Annotated in this window: 19 protein-coding genes and 1 tRNA gene; 12 read left to right on the top strand and 8 right to left on the bottom strand. The window is 63.5% G+C overall.

The genetic code is table 11. The features are described 5' to 3' along the window. Positions 1-43: 43 nt before the first annotated feature. Together AC1DWU_RS18285 and AC1DWU_RS18280 are read right to left on the bottom strand one after the other, a co-directional pair. Entirely contained in the window at positions 44-1,342 is a 1,299-nt protein-coding gene (locus AC1DWU_RS18285) for a PQQ-dependent sugar dehydrogenase (protein WP_477151438.1), read from the bottom strand. A gap of 84 nt (positions 1,343-1,426) precedes the next feature. Beyond that, positions 1,427-2,299, bottom strand: a complete 873-nt coding sequence (locus AC1DWU_RS18280) for an NAD-dependent epimerase/dehydratase family protein (RefSeq protein ID WP_477151437.1) — start codon at positions 2,297-2,299, stop codon at positions 1,427-1,429. 87 nt (positions 2,300-2,386) lie between these two features. Here AC1DWU_RS18280 and gnd point away from each other — a divergent pair, with 87 nt between their 5' ends. Continuing rightward, positions 2,387-3,364, top strand: coding sequence for a phosphogluconate dehydrogenase (NAD(+)-dependent, decarboxylating) (gene gnd / locus AC1DWU_RS18275; protein WP_477151436.1), 978 nt, complete (start codon positions 2,387-2,389; stop codon positions 3,362-3,364). Here gnd and AC1DWU_RS18270 read toward each other — a convergent pair. Continuing rightward, positions 3,361-4,347 (bottom strand): acetyltransferase domain-containing protein, encoded by a 987-nt coding sequence (locus AC1DWU_RS18270; RefSeq protein ID WP_477151435.1) that lies wholly within the window; start codon positions 4,345-4,347, stop codon positions 3,361-3,363. The two genes, gnd and AC1DWU_RS18270, sit on opposite strands and share 4 nt — an antisense overlap. A 66-nt stretch (positions 4,348-4,413) precedes the next feature. Next, a complete protein-coding gene (queF, locus tag AC1DWU_RS18265) occupies positions 4,414-4,860 on the bottom strand; it encodes a preQ(1) synthase (protein WP_477151434.1) in 447 nt (148 codons plus the stop codon). Between the two features lie 185 nt (positions 4,861-5,045). Between queF and AC1DWU_RS18260 the strand changes: the two genes are divergently transcribed. From AC1DWU_RS18260 to AC1DWU_RS18225, 8 genes are all read left to right on the top strand, one after another. Further along, positions 5,046-5,471 (top strand): cyclic nucleotide-binding domain-containing protein, encoded by a 426-nt coding sequence (locus AC1DWU_RS18260; RefSeq protein WP_477151433.1) that lies wholly within the window; start codon positions 5,046-5,048, stop codon positions 5,469-5,471. A gap of 14 nt (positions 5,472-5,485) precedes the next feature. Then, positions 5,486-5,926 (top strand): Crp/Fnr family transcriptional regulator, encoded by a 441-nt coding sequence (locus tag AC1DWU_RS18255; protein WP_477151432.1) that lies wholly within the window; start codon positions 5,486-5,488, stop codon positions 5,924-5,926. After that, on the top strand, positions 5,923-6,234 hold the full coding sequence (locus AC1DWU_RS18250; RefSeq protein WP_477151431.1) for an Rdx family protein: 312 nt from the start codon (positions 5,923-5,925) through the stop codon (positions 6,232-6,234). Before AC1DWU_RS18255 ends, AC1DWU_RS18250 begins: the two co-directional genes overlap by 4 nt. A 131-nt stretch (positions 6,235-6,365) precedes the next feature. After that, on the top strand, positions 6,366-7,163 hold the full coding sequence (locus AC1DWU_RS18245) for a substrate-binding periplasmic protein (protein ID WP_477151430.1): 798 nt from the start codon (positions 6,366-6,368) through the stop codon (positions 7,161-7,163). A gap of 41 nt (positions 7,164-7,204) precedes the next feature. Then, entirely contained in the window at positions 7,205-8,017 is an 813-nt protein-coding gene (locus AC1DWU_RS18240) for an amino acid ABC transporter permease (protein WP_477151429.1), read from the top strand. A gap of 65 nt (positions 8,018-8,082) precedes the next feature. Beyond that, entirely contained in the window at positions 8,083-8,634 is a 552-nt protein-coding gene (locus tag AC1DWU_RS18235) for a CreA family protein (RefSeq protein ID WP_477151428.1), read from the top strand. 107 nt (positions 8,635-8,741) lie between these two features. Next, on the top strand, positions 8,742-8,933 hold the full coding sequence (locus tag AC1DWU_RS18230; RefSeq protein WP_477151427.1) for a hypothetical protein: 192 nt from the start codon (positions 8,742-8,744) through the stop codon (positions 8,931-8,933). A 174-nt stretch (positions 8,934-9,107) separates the two neighbouring features. Further along, a complete protein-coding gene (locus AC1DWU_RS18225; RefSeq protein ID WP_477151426.1) occupies positions 9,108-9,743 on the top strand; it encodes a peroxiredoxin in 636 nt (211 codons plus the stop codon). Positions 9,744-9,855: 112 nt separating this feature from the next. Here AC1DWU_RS18225 and AC1DWU_RS18220 read toward each other — a convergent pair whose 3' ends face one another. The 3 genes from AC1DWU_RS18220 to AC1DWU_RS18210 all read right to left on the bottom strand — a co-directional run bounded on the left by AC1DWU_RS18220 (position 9,856) and on the right by AC1DWU_RS18210 (position 10,868). Next, a complete protein-coding gene (locus AC1DWU_RS18220) occupies positions 9,856-10,122 on the bottom strand; it encodes a hypothetical protein (protein ID WP_477151425.1) in 267 nt (88 codons plus the stop codon). A 65-nt stretch (positions 10,123-10,187) separates the two neighbouring features. Beyond that, positions 10,188-10,532: an MmcQ/YjbR family DNA-binding protein gene (locus AC1DWU_RS18215; protein WP_477151424.1), complete on the bottom strand. Its 345-nt coding sequence runs from the start codon at positions 10,530-10,532 to the stop codon at positions 10,188-10,190. A gap of 12 nt (positions 10,533-10,544) precedes the next feature. Then, positions 10,545-10,868 (bottom strand): hypothetical protein, encoded by a 324-nt coding sequence (locus tag AC1DWU_RS18210; RefSeq protein WP_477151423.1) that lies wholly within the window; start codon positions 10,866-10,868, stop codon positions 10,545-10,547. Positions 10,869-11,116: 248 nt separating this feature from the next. Here AC1DWU_RS18210 and AC1DWU_RS18205 point away from each other — a divergent pair. Continuing rightward, positions 11,117-11,206: transfer RNA gene (locus AC1DWU_RS18205), tRNA-Ser, on the top strand. Between the two features lie 154 nt (positions 11,207-11,360). Here AC1DWU_RS18205 and AC1DWU_RS18200 read toward each other — a convergent pair. Then, positions 11,361-11,627, bottom strand: a complete 267-nt coding sequence (locus tag AC1DWU_RS18200) for a hypothetical protein (protein ID WP_477151422.1) — start codon at positions 11,625-11,627, stop codon at positions 11,361-11,363. 169 nt (positions 11,628-11,796) lie between these two features. On the opposite strand from AC1DWU_RS18200, the gene AC1DWU_RS18195 reads away from it, so the two are divergent. Together AC1DWU_RS18195 and AC1DWU_RS18190 are read left to right on the top strand one after the other, a co-directional pair. Beyond that, entirely contained in the window at positions 11,797-12,549 is a 753-nt protein-coding gene (locus AC1DWU_RS18195) for a hypothetical protein (protein ID WP_477151421.1), read from the top strand. Between the two features lie 68 nt (positions 12,550-12,617). Next, a complete protein-coding gene (locus tag AC1DWU_RS18190) occupies positions 12,618-13,751 on the top strand; it encodes a hypothetical protein (RefSeq protein WP_477151420.1) in 1,134 nt (377 codons plus the stop codon). Positions 13,752-13,893 lie beyond the last annotated feature (142 nt).

Here is a 13,893-nt window from a genome sequence, read left to right as displayed (position 1 = left end):
CGGCGAGATAACGGCCGGCGCGGTAACCACGCCGGCCGTTCGATCACGCGGCGCTGACGCGCCAGATCACGTCACCCACGTCGTCTGCCATCAGCACTGCCCCGTCCGGGCCGATGACGACGCCAACCGGGCGGCCATACGACTCCTTCTCGTCGGGCGACAGGAAGCCGGTGAGGATTTCGCGCGGCGTGCCGGTCGGCTTGCCGTTGGCAAAGGGTACGAAGGCAAGCTTGTAGCCCGAGAGCGTCGAGCGGTTCCACGAGCCGTGCTGGCCGATGGCCATGCCGTTACCGAAGCCGGGGAGCGTCCCCTCGGGCAGCCAGCAGAGCCCGAGCGAGGCGGTGTGGCCACCGAGTGCGAAGTCGGGGGCGATGGCGGAGGCGACCTTGGCCGGATCCTGCGGCACGCGATCGTCGACGATCTTGCCCCAGTACGAGTACGGCCAGCCATAGAAGCCACCATCCTTGACCGAGGTCAGGTAGTCGGGCGGCGTCTCATCGCCGATACCGTCGCGCTCGTTGACCACGGTGAAGAGTTCGCCCGTAGTTGGCTCGAACGCGAGGCCAACCGGGTTGCGAAGGCCGCCGGCGAAGATGCGGCTCTTGCCCGTCGTGAGGTCGAGCTCGTAGATGCAGGCGCGGCCTTCCTCGACCGCCATGCCGGCTTCGCCGATATTGCTCTGCGATCCGACACCGACATAGAGCTTGGTCTGGTCGGCGCTGGGGAGCAGGCTGCGGGTCCAGTGGCCGCCCGGCTTGGTGTCCATCAGCTTCTTGCCCGCCGCGGTGATCCGGGTGTCGCCGACCTTGAAGGGGTAGGCATAGACACCGTCGGTGTTCCCCACATAGAGCGTCTCGCCGATCAGTTGCATGCCGAAGGGCTGGTTGAGACCCTCGAGCAGGGTGTGCCGCACTTCGGCGACGCCATCACCATCGGCGTCACGCAGCAGCGTGATCCGATTGGGGCTCTCACCCACCGCCGCGGCGCGGCGCATGGTGGTGAAGATCGCGTAGTCGAACGGGGTCTTGATGCCTCCCGGCGTGCTCAGCGCCTCGGCTACCAGCACGTCGCCATTGGGCAGCACGTGCATCCAGCGCGGGTGCTTGAGGCCTTTGGCGAACGCATTGACCTTAAGCCCGGCTGCGGCGGTCGGCTTGTGGTCGCCGGCCCAGCCGCGGGCCGTCGGCATCTTCAGCGTCGGGATGGATTGCGGCCGCGCCTCGGGGATGTCCGGGGCGTTGCCGTAGATCGGATTGCGCTTGGGCTCGTTGAAGCTGCGCGCCAGAATCGCGCCGGCTCCGATCCAGGCAACCACGCGGGCGTAGATATCGGCGAAACTCATGCTGTCCTCTGCATATCGCGGCGCGTTGAGCGCGCCGCCCATTGCTGCCGCATACTTGTCTGCGTCACTTGGCGCAACTCGGCGTTACTCGATGCCGGCTGCCTTGAGGTCGGCCCACACATCATCCTGCGGCTCGTAGCCTATCCACTCCCGGGCTTCCTCGAGTTCCCAGGCCATGCCGGTATTGTTCGACATGCCGGAAACCACGATTGCCGGACCCGGCCACTTGCTCGCATCGGCCCTGAGGGCCGCGTCCATCAGTCGGAGGTGATCGCCGTTGGAAAGCCACATGTTGCGGTACCACAGCGCGTTGCGCTTGATCATCACTTCATCGGTTTCGCCGCGATCGCCACCGCCGCTGCCTGCCAGGGTCCGCGCGAGGTTCTCGCCGCGCTGGCACCAGCCGATGCGGGTCGAAACCGCGGTGATGCGGCCCTCGGTCGCCGCGGCGCGGGCAACGCAGACGCGCTCGCCCAGCACCTTGGTGGCACCGTAGGCGGAGCCCCATTTGTAGCCTTCGCTATCGTGGTAGCGCGTGCCGCTGATCTGCGGTGTCGACATCCTGAGCTTGCCGTCGGCCGGTAGCGGCGCGTCCTTGTAGCCGCCCATGGCGTGGTTGGAGGACGCGAAGACGAAGCGGCAGGGCTTGGTGCCACCGCCGGCCTGCTCGAGCAGGTTCGCCGTCATGTCGAACGAGGCGGCCGACTCGGCCCAGCTCGAGGTGGGCGCCGGGTTGGCCGAGGCGTAGTGGACGATGCCGTCGGCGGCCTGCGCCTCCTTGCGCCAGCGTTCGTCGTACGGGTCGGCAAGGTCGGCGACCACCACCCTGGTCTTCTTGCCCGCAGTGAAGGGCTTCACGTCGATGGCGACGATTTCCTCCACCCAGTCCGCTGTTTCCAGGTGCTCCCTGAGCTTACTGCCCAGGTTTCCCGCGCCCCCGGTAATCACTACCCGCATAGTCGTTCCTCCTCGGACGGGGCTGCCCCCGTTCTCTCGATGTCGCGTATAACACCCCCCGCGTCGGTCGTTACAGTGGAGAGCATCATGCAGATCGGTATTGTCGGGTTGGGCCGCATGGGCGGCAATATCGCCAAACGGCTGATGCGCGCCGGGCACGACGTCGCGGTCTACGATATCGACGCGGCCACGCGGGCTGCACTCGGCAATGACGGCGCACGTCCGGCCGAGACGCTCGAAGCCCTGGTCGCCTCGCTGACCGAGAGCCCGCGTGCCATCTGGGTGATGCTGCCGGCCGGCAAGATCACCGAGGGTACCATCGCCCACCTCGCCTCCTGCCTCGCGCCGGGCGACATCCTGATCGATGGCGGGAACTCCTACTACAAGGACGACATCCGCCGCGCCGCCGAGCTGCAGAAGACCGGCATTCGCTATGTCGATGTCGGCACCTCGGGCGGCGTGTGGGGGCTGGAGCGCGGCTATTGCCTGATGATCGGCGGCGAGAAGGCGGCAGTCGACCACCTCGATCCGATCTTTGCAGCGCTGGCGCCTGGCAAGGGCGAGATCGAGGAGACGCCGGGCCGTAGTGGCTTCGACCCCCGTGTCGAGCAGGGCTACATCCATGCCGGGCCGGCCGGCGCCGGACACTTCGTCAAGATGGTCCACAACGGCATCGAGTACGGCATGATGCAGGCCTATGCCGAGGGCTTCAACATCCTCGAAAGCAAGAATGCCGAGGTGCTGCCGCCGGGCGAGCGCTTCGAGCTCAACGTCGCCGATATCGCCGAAGTCTGGCGGCGCGGTTCGGTGGTGACCTCATGGCTGCTGGATCTATCGGCGATCGCGCTGGCGAAGGACCCCAAGCTCGAGGCTTTCTCCGGCCACGTGGCGGATTCCGGCGAAGGCCGTTGGACGGTCGAGGCAGCGATCGAGGAAGCCGTACCGGCCGAGGTGCTGACCGCCGCGTTGTTCACCCGCTTCCGCTCGCGCCAGGAGCATAACTTCGCCGAGAAGATGCTGTCTGCGATGCGGCTCGGCTTCGGCGGCCACAAGGAACAGAACTAGGGCGCTTTGTCCGCCATCGCGGTGCAGAGGTTGGTGACGCCGGCGAACTGCGCCAGCTGTTCGTCGTTGGGCTTGGGCGCGGCAACTGCTTCCCACAGGTTGTCCTTTTCCACCTGCTCGACAGCGCAAGCGCAATAGCGCTCGCAGCGCGCCGCGTCCGAACCGGCGGCGAGGCAGCTCTGCGTGCAGCTCTGCACGAACGCCTGCGCCTCTGTGAGCACCGGCGGCGAGAGCACCGGCGCTTGCAACTGCGCCAGCCCGAAGAATACCGCGATGATCAGCGGCTGGTGCAGCACGTAGATCGGCAGGCTCCAGCGCCCCATGAAGGCGAGCCCGCGGGCCAGAGGCTCGCTGCTGTGGAAATGCCCCAGATCCTCGGCAAGCGGCGAGGCGAGGATCAGCCGCATGGCGGCCATACCGAGCAGCACGACGCCGAACCACGGGAAGATCGGCACCACGTCGCTGGTCGGCGGCGAGGTTGGCCAGAACCCGATCCAGCCGAGCTCGCGGCTCGAAAACACCGGGTCGTTGTAGAGGAAATTGGCGGCGATCACCGCGACGCCAATCGCCGCGACAAGCCACGGCGGCAGCCGGAGGAACGCGAGCCCCATCAACGAGAAGAGCGCGATCGCGTGCAGCACCCCGAAGAACACGAAGAAGTCGGGGAACATCCAGTAGGTGCCCGCCGTGACCAGCAGCGCACAGGCAACGAGGATGCCGAAGCGCCGCCAGAACTTGTTCCAGCGGATGGCCTTGCCATGCGCCAGCACCAGGCCCGCCCCGACCAACAGCAGGAAGCTCGAGACGATCGACTTCTGGAAGATCACCCAGCCGAGTTCGGTGGTGACGTCCACATTCGAGTAGCCGAAATAGTAGAGGTCCCAGGCGACGTGGAAGACGACCATGGCGATGATCGCCACGCCGCGCAGCAGATCGAGCAGCTGGTAGCGGGGACGCGTCCCGCTGCTCAGGTCAAGACTCACCCGCTTCGTCCCCCGGTTTCGATTTCCGCGACCATAGTGGAACGGCGCCGCCGCTCAAGCGTCGAACTAGCCGCGACCGCGATAGCCGGGTACGCCCTGCTCAGGCAACCACAGGTTGGCCGGTGCCGCGCCGGTCTGCCAGAACACATCGATGGGAATGCCGCCGCGCGGATACCAGTAGCCGCCGATCCGCAGCCACCGCGGCGCAAGCGTGTCGACCAGGCGCTTCGCTATGTCGACCGTCGTTGCTTCGTGGAAAGCGCCGTGGTTGCGGTACGAGAACATGAACAGCTTCAGCGATTTCGACTCGATCATCCACTGGTCGGCGACGTAGTCGATGACCAGATGCGCGAAATCCGGCTGCCCGGTGATCGGGCAGAGCGCGGTGAACTCCGGCACGGTGAAGCGGATCAGGTAGTCGATATCCGGGTGCGGGTTTGGCACCCGATCGAGCACGGCGCTGGCCGGATCGAGTGGAATCTCGGCCGGGCGGCCGAGGACGGACGTATCCATTTGTGTCTCTCCAATGTCGCGCCCGGCAGGTGACCGGGGACGGGAGGTTTCGGGCTGCAGCCGGTAAGGACCGGCGCGGCGCCTCCCATACGCGCGCCCCGCCGGTGCGGCCAGCGAAATCGTGCGCTTCGCATCGTCGCAAAGCTCGGCTACCATTCCCGCATGTGTACGGGCAGGTTGAGTTGATGGAGCAGATTCTCGTGGCAGCGGCGACGCTGCCAGTCAGTGTGTTGGGACCACGGGCGGTATTGGTCAGCGAGGGAGCACGCACCGGCAAGCTCTACATCCTGAAGTCCGGCGATCTCGAGGTGCTGCGTAACGGCAGTACTGTCGCCGCGATCGGCGATCCCGGCTCGGTGATCGGCGACATGTCGGCGCTGCTCGATTTGCCGCATTCGGCAACCGTCAGGACGCGCAACGGCGCGGAGGTGCACGTCGCTGACGACGCCGATGCATTCCTCGACGCTCACCCCGCGGCGGCGCGGCACATCGCGAAGCTCCTGGCGGCGCGGCTGCACAAGACCACGGCGTTGCTGGTCGATATGCGCAAGCAAGCCAAGGTCCGCGAGGACCAGGACATGTTCGACAAGATCTTCGCTCTACTCGAATAGCAGGAGTTGGATTGGTGGCGGGTCAAGAGACGGAAAGCTGGCTGAAGTTCGATTTCTTTCCCGCTGGCACTGAACTCATCGTGCAGGGCGGACAGGCCGGCGGCAGCATCATGGTGCTGAAGGAAGGCGAGGTCGAAGTGCTGCGGGACGGCAAGTTCGTCTCCACCATCAAGCAGCCCGGCGCCATCTTCGGTGAGATGAGCGTGCTGCTGGAGCGGCCGCATTCGGCGACGGTGCGCGCCGTCACCGACGTGCAGCTCTACGTCATCAATGATGCACTCACCGTGCTCGAGGCGCACCCGTCGTGGCTGCTGCAGATCGCGCGGCTGCTGGCGCAGCGCGTCAACGCCACCACCGCTCAACTGGTGGCGTTGCGCAGCCGCGAGGGCGAGGAGAATGACGTCCTCGTGCTCCCCACCAACGTCTTCTCCTCCTGGGCGGATCCGCAGATATGACCGACAAGCCGAAGCTCGCCATCACCTACTGCACGCAATGCAACTGGCTGTTGCGCGCCGCCTGGATGGCGCAGGAAGTGCTCTCGACCTTCAGCCTCGAGATGGGCGAGGTGACGCTGGTGCCCGGCACCGGCGGCATCTTCGAGATCCATCTCGACGGTGTGCTGATCTGGGAGCGCAAGCGCGACGGCGGCTTCCCCGATGCCAAGCAGATCAAGCAGTTGGTGCGCGACCGGATCGATCCGGGCCGAGACCTCGGCCACATCGATCATCCGCATGGCCCCGCCGCCAAGCACGGGCATTCCTGATATCCGGCGTCCTTCAGCACCCTGTTTCAGAAAATTCAGTTGAGGCCGCAAGAGCCTGCCGGATATGGTCCCGCCAATGCCGGCAGGGGTAATATTGGCCGGCCACAGCCATTGTGGGAGAATGCCGCCTCATGAAATCCTTCATCACCCTGCTTGCCGCGCCGTTGCTGGCGCTCGGCCTCGCGCTACCCGTCCATGCCCAGGGCCTGCCCGATCTCGGTGGCCGCACCATCAAGGCGGTGACCGAGAACGCCTATTACCCGCTGAACTTCGCCGACAAATCGGGCGCCGGCATCGGGCTCGAATATGACGTGATCAACGAGGTGGCGAAGCGCCTCAACGCCAAGGTCGAGTGGAACCTCTCGGCCTGGGACGTGATGATCGAAGCGGTGCGGACCGCGCAGTTCGACATCGGCGCCGACGGCATCACCATCAATGCCGAGCGCGAGGAGCAGATCGACTTTACCAAGCCCTTCATCACGGTCGAGCAGTACTTCCTCGTGCGCGGTGACGAAGCCCGCATCACCGGCATCCAGAGCTTCAAGGACGACACCAGCCTGCTGTTCGGCGCACAGGCCGGCACCTCGGCCTTCTACACCGCCATCTACGATGTGCTCGATGGCGACGAAGCCAATCCGCGGGTGAAGCTGTTCGACACCTTCGGCGCTTCGGTGCAGGCGCTGAAATCCGGTGACGTCGATGCCGTGATCGCCGACCAGTCGGCCGCCGCCGGCTACATCGGCGCCGATCCGGGTGCCTTCAAGCAGGTCGGCGAGCCGATCAAGTCCGAGCCGCTCGGCTTCATCCTGACGCCGGGTTCCGACCTGGTGGCGCCGTTCAACGCAGCCCTCGACCAGATGCAGGCCGACGGCACGCTCGATACCCTGATCAAGAAGTGGTTCTTCGAGTACGGCCAGCAGAACTCGTAACCGATCATCGGGACGCGCATTCACAGGCGCGTCCCCTTTCCATGCCGGCATCCCCCAACAAACGCATTGCTGAGTTCCCGTGGTGGCTGCTGGCCATCGCGCTGCTCGGGCTGACCATCCTCTGGGCCATCGTCGCCGACGAGGGCTATGCCGAGATCTTCTCGGTGCTGACCAAGGGCGTGGTGACGACGCTGTGGGTGACCTTCGTCGCCTTCGGCCTCGCCGGCATCCTAGGGCTGCTGGTAGCGCTCGCACGAACGTCCGGCAACCCGTGGCTCACGCAGATCGCCACCTTCTACGTCGAGATCATCCGCGGCGTGCCGATCCTCGTGGCGCTGTTCTATGTCGCGTTCGTCGGCGCCCCGGCGATGGTCGTCGCTGCGAACTGGGTGCTGACGCCGCTGCTGCAGGCCGAGCTGATCGAGCCGCTGACCGTCCGCAATTTCGATTTCACCTGGCGCGCCATCGTGGCGCTCACGGTGTGCTACTCGGCCTTCATCGCCGAGATCTTCCGCGCCGGCATCGAAGCGGTGGACCGTGGGCAAATCGAGGCGGCCAAGGCACTCGGCCTCTCCCGCTGGAACACCTTCCGCCACATCGTCGCGCCGCAGGCGCTGCGCACCATCCTGCCACCGCTCGGCAACGACTTCATCTCGATGATCAAGGACTCCGCCCTGGTCTCGGCGCTCGGCGTGCAGGACATCACCCAGCTGGGCAAGGTCTACTCATCAGGCAGCTTCAAGTTCTTCGAGACCTACAACGTCGTGGCGTTCCTCTACCTCACCATGACCATCTCGCTGTCATTGCTGGTGCGGCTCCTCGAGAAGCGGCTGAAACAATCGGAGCGCCAGTAGTTGCGCGGGGCTGCTAGGGTTCCCACATCACGCCCGTCCGCAACTCGAACCCCTGGACCTGCAGCATGATCAAGCGCCTTGCCTCCCTCGGCCTCGCCCTCGTCCTCACCGGCGCGCTCGCAGCGTGCGGCAACAATAACGGCACCAATGTCGGCAGCGTCGGGGTCGACTGGACCGGCAACGACATCAGCGTCGAGGCGGTGGCTGATCCCGAGGTGACGGGTGTCGTCTGCCACGTCGCGTACTTCAACCGCTCGCTGATTGACCGGCTGCAGCAGGGCAACTGGTTCGAGGATCCGTCCTACTCGGCGGTCGACTGCACCGCGGCTGGGCCGATCACGGTGGGCAAGATCAACACCAACAAGGGCGGCGAGGAAATCTTCAAGCAGTCCCGTTCGCTGATCTGGAAGAGCCTGCGCGTGTCGCGAATCTACGATGCCGAGAACAACTCGCTGATCTACCTCGCCCACGCGCGCGAGTTGCAGCAGGGCTCGGGCAAGATGTCGCTGTCGGTGGTGCCGCTCACCGGGCTCGACGTCACCTGGACCAACGGGGCTCCGAAAGGCGCCGCGACCGCCCCGGCGGCGTCCGCCGGCACCGCGGCAGGCGGCGTCTGAGGTCGTTCAAACCCTAATCAAACCCGACCGATCCGGGCAACGCCGAGGCAATGCCTCGACGCGCAGTCTCGCCTGGATGCCCGCAATGAGGCGTGGGAGGCACGATCATGTTCAGCTGGCTGCCGCCGCTACAGCAAGGTGCAGCGATCATCGGCGTCGCGCTGCTGCTGATCGTCGTGATCTTCCTCATTGCCCGGGTCGCGCGGGTGAGCCAGCCCCTGGCGCTCGCCCTCGCCGTGACGCCGCCGATGGCGCTCGCCGTGGTGCTCGAGCGCAGCCTGGCCAGCGGGCTCATCTAGCCCTATCACGCTGATTTTGCTGCTGGCCCCGCTGCTGCGGAAGCGGTTACCCAGCCTTGACGCCAAAACACAAAAGGATTTCATGCGGCGCAGTCGTAATCGACTGGGCTGCGTCGGATATTCGTCGACGCGCCTGCGCCAGAAGCGGCGACGATCCGCACCAAGGAGTTCATCATGGCAATTCTCATCGGCGATACCGCCCCCGATTTCGAGGCGGAGACCACCGAAGGTCGCATCCGCTTCCACGACTACATCGACGGCAGCTGGGCCGTGCTGTTTTCGCACCCCAAGAATTTCACGCCCGTCTGCACCACCGAGCTCGGCTACACCGCCAAGCTGAAGCCCGAATTCGACAAGCGCGGCGTCAAGGTGCTGGGTCTGTCGGTCGACAAGCTCGAGAACCACGCCGGCTGGGCCGCCGATATCGCCGAGACGCAGGGCGCAACGCTGAACTTCCCGCTGATCTCGGATGTCGAGGGTGAGGTCGCCCGCAAGTACGACATGATCCACCCCAATGCCGACAATTCCCTGACGGTGCGTTCCGTCTTCGTCATCGGGCCGGACAAGAAGGTGAAGCTCAAGATCGAGTACCCGGCCTCCACCGGCCGCAACTTCGACGAGATTCTCCGCGTCATCGACAGCCTGCAGCTGACCGCCAAGCACCAGGTCGCGACCCCGGTGAACTGGAAGGCAGGTGAGGACGTGATCATCGTCACCGCCGTCACCGACGAGGCAGCGCGCGAAAAGTACCCGGAAGGCTGGAAGACGCTGAAGCCCTACCTGCGCATCGTCCCGCAGCCGCGCGCCTGACCTCGCGTCATCACGGCATTCGAGCGGGCGGTCCTTGATCTGGTCGCGTGATCGAACCGGAAAAGTCTGCAACTTTTCCTGATCACGCTCCAGTCGGGCCGCCCGCTTTGCATCAGGCGTTGCCGCGCAGCGCCCGGTTGATCGCGCCGAGCAGCATGACGATGCGGCCCAGCCCCATCAGCGCCAGTCCGCCGACGAATGGCAGCACCGCCCATTCCAGCAGCCGGGCAGCATCCACAAGCGTCCCGAGCAGGTCGGAGCCGGGCGCATCGAGCGCGGTGTTGATCATCTGGATCAGGCCCGGCGCTCCGAAGCCCGCCACGATGATCGTAGCCAGCACCGCAATCAGTCCAACGACATAAAGCAATCCTGCAACCATTCTCGCCCCCTCATGGCCCAATGGTCGACAGTTAAGAAGTCCTGAACGACTTCGTCAACGTCCGCTCAAATTCCCAGCTCTGCCCTGAGCTTGCGCGTCAGCTTGCTGGCGATCAGCCGGTGCGACTCACGGATATAGCCCTCGGCCAGCTCCTGCTCGAGTGCGCCGGGCGTCACCCGCACCCACTGGCGCTTGGCGAAATAGGCCGCCTGCGCGATGCCGTCGAGGTCGGTCAGGCCGTCGAAGGCGATCTCGCCGACCTTGAACACCAAATCGCCCGAGCTGTCGCCTAGCAGGCAGAACACCTTGCCGCCGACCTTGGCGACCAGCGCCTCCCACTGCTCGTGCAGCGTCACGGCGGGCAGCCCGGTAACGAAAGCGGTGTACCCGTCGCGCTCATGCAGGTTCAAAGTCGCCGGCCCTCAGATCTGGTCGTGCCGGACAAACAATCGCGTCTTCCGCGACCTCCCGGCCCAGGCCAGGAGCGCTCCCGGAACGGCGAGCACGGCCCAACCCGGGAACGCAAGGATCGCTTCGGACACCGGCTCGAGCACCATGCCGAAGAACCGGCCGGCAAGAAACTCCCGCACGGTCGCAAGGCTGTCGGCGTTGAGCCAGGTCCAGTTCTCGGCCAGCGAGGTGAACACCAGCTGGCTGGCGCCGAGCGAACGCGTGCCGTCGATGATCAAGAGGATCAACGCCACACCAAGGAGCCAGGTGCCCAAAAGCCTGATAAAGAGCCGCATCGAGGTTCGTCGCGTCCGCATGCGCCAAGCGGTTCCCGATTGCCCCGCCGGCTGCTTCGCTCCTTTTGCCACGCCGCCCGCGCCGCAGACAAGACAACTCTACCGGCCATCACGCAGCAATCGATCGCAGTGCGCCGCCGACGACGTTATGTGCCTTGCGGACACGACGTCGATGAGTATATTGCGCCCGCTCCGGCAGGCTCAGGCCCCGGACACGCAGACCCGGGCCCGCCCGGCCCGCTGCATGCGGAGAGATGGCCGAGTGGTCGAAGGCGCACGCCTGGAAAGTGTGTAGGCGGGGAACCGTCTCAAGGGTTCGAATCCCTTTCTCTCCGCCACCTACTCCTTGTAGTCTATTGATTTTGCATAACGTTTGTTGCGCACCGATCAGGTGTCCCCACTGCTTTCCCCATTTGCGGGCGTCGCAGCGGTCGCGTGCTCAGGCGATCATCATCGCTGTTCGATGACGTCGACCGCGCGATGGCACGTCGCTTACGGGAGCGGGTTCAGCTTCCATCCATAGTAGGAATAAAGGAAGTCACCCCTTCCCTCGCGGTCAGTCAACTTAACCTTCATCCGAAACTTCGTTCCTATCGGGAACTTGGCAACGGCGCTTTCCGCGCATTCTACTCGGAGCGAGGTCGGGAAGGGGCCACCGGCGACAGGACGAACGTGGACCGCGCCGTGCAGGCCGGAAGTTTTGGTTGCAACATAGCTCTCAACTGCAATGTACTGGTAAGGCTCTGCCGGCTTCGCCATTTTCTGGCTCCTTCTGATGCGTAGCGGAACGACCGTTCGCCGCTCAGGACTACTCCCGTCTAATCTCTCAGTGTAGTACTGCCTCAGCTATCCCGAGCACGGCACTTTTGTTACCCAGTTCTAGGCAGACACCGATCGGACAATCGGCTTATCGGGCAAGGGGGCAACCGTGGGTGACAATGAGGCAATACCGGAAAAGGTACTCAAGGCGATTAAGAAGAGGGCACGCGAGGAGTGGCCCGACGATCTCGATATGATCGCGTCTACGATTGACGAGGAAACGGCAGCCTATCTCGCGTACACCAACTTCGACTTTGCGGAATTGCAGGACGACCGCATAAGATTGATCAGACAAGCCAAGGCCGCAGAATGGCTGGACCCAAGCTGGGAGCACCGCCTGGAGAGCCTGCAGTCGGAAGTAGATGCATGTCGCGAGCTTTCGCAGTCGCGAGACGGGGTCCCGAACGATCTTGTCCGACAACTTAGGACCGAGGCGAAACTAAAACACCCGGACAGTTATCCTTCGCAACTGGAGGAGGTTTCTGCCGGTGTTGCCAGATGGCATTACGTTTCAGATCTCCGCAGTTCATTAGGGCCAATTGCGCAGTTAGTGATTGAGATGGAACGCATTATTGGGGGGGCGTGCTTCAATCACAGCATACAGAACTATGGCCCTTGGGGCGTATGGGAGGGCGAAGGACGAGCCTTTCGATATCCGATAACCTTCGTCGACGAGGATCGGCAGGAGCGCAAAAAGTGGACGGTCACGTCAGATATGCCGCCAGAACTTCTTATCACTGGCTTCTACAAATTTGGGGCAAACGAATTGGGTATAGTCCGCTCCATGGTCGAAATTATTAGGATGATCGAGGCGACCTACGGCGTCGATCTTTCGGACAAGAACAAGAATGAGAAGAAATAGTGACCTATCAGGCGAAGTTGCCCGACGGGCCGCTTCGACGCTCCGAAGACACTCGCAGGAGACCCATGATGGCCGACAGTTGGCCAGATATGAACGGCTACAATCTCGCCAGCCTGCATAAAGACATTCGCGAAGCAGTGCTCGAGCTTGAGGAATCGTTCAACGAAAACGGGATCCCCGAAAAAGGGGACACTAGTCAGCTGCACGATCAGCGGCTTGGCCCGTTCCTCCACGAAACCTATCAAAAGCTCGCCGAAAATCCGCCCGGCCCACTTCGCTCTCTGCGGGCAACATCCGTATCGACCCTACTGTCACAACTGGAAAACGACCTGTCACCCATCCAGTTTGCCCATGCGGAGATCATGACGGGTGTGGAAGCCGCCATCGAAGACCAAGAGGTGGCGGCAGGCGTTACCCTTGGCGGAAAGACGACCATTAAGGCATGGTTTAGTGAACAGTCGCAGTCAACCGTCAGTCTTCGACTGGATCAGATGCTCGGCGCACGTTTTTGGCGAATTGGGTTTGCGTTCGAAAACCGCGAGCTCACTGACGAGTGGATTGGCATCCTTGTTCGCAACGCGACCCGTCGCCTAGCGAGCGATCTGCTTTCTTTGGAGCGAGTGCTGGCACAGTTCAAGCCGGTTTCGAGGACGAGGATCATTCCCGTTCCCGCCGAAAGGCGCTTCGAGCACCTCATACTTGATATACTAAACGAGGACGTACATCGCGCAAGAATAGCACCACTCGCTGAGGACGTACTTGAGAAGACCGACATCCGAGTGTCGTATCCACAGGTGGGACGAAAGCGCGGAGCCAGAGTACAGGTAACCTCAATCACGGATGCCGATCTGCACCAGTCGAAGCTCGGTGCCATTAGAAGATACGAGGAGTTTGTATTTTTATCACCACTGTCATTGGCGGAGTTCGCATGCCAATCCGAGAACAGTGATCTTCTATTGCCTCTTTTGGACGTTTTGAGATTGTATCCGGACTGCCCCGAGGACCACACGACTGTGCCCGAACTGGCTCTTGAACTTAAGCGAGCTCTGTCCCGCGCGTCCGCTCGCCCATCAGACACGCCCATCGGACCACTAACTCAGGTACCGGTGTCAGTGCGTGAGTTAATCAGACGGTTCGTTGAGATAAGAGCGTTAGCATCGACGAATACCCTACGCGCGCGCCAGTCTGAGAATGAGCCCTGAACAGTTTAGGCCTGCAGACAGCGGCTATTGCTACGGTGCAGAGCACGGGCGAGAGCAGTACCGACTCCTTGCCGGCTGGCAGTCCGTGAGGTCAAAATGCATGCTCGCCGGCCGCTGCAACCTCACACGCATGATAGGGTAC

The organism is Devosia sp. P2_G7 (assembly GCF_056403495.1).
Note: the sequence above shows the minus strand (reverse complement) of the source record. Positions and strands in the feature narration are given on the sequence as shown.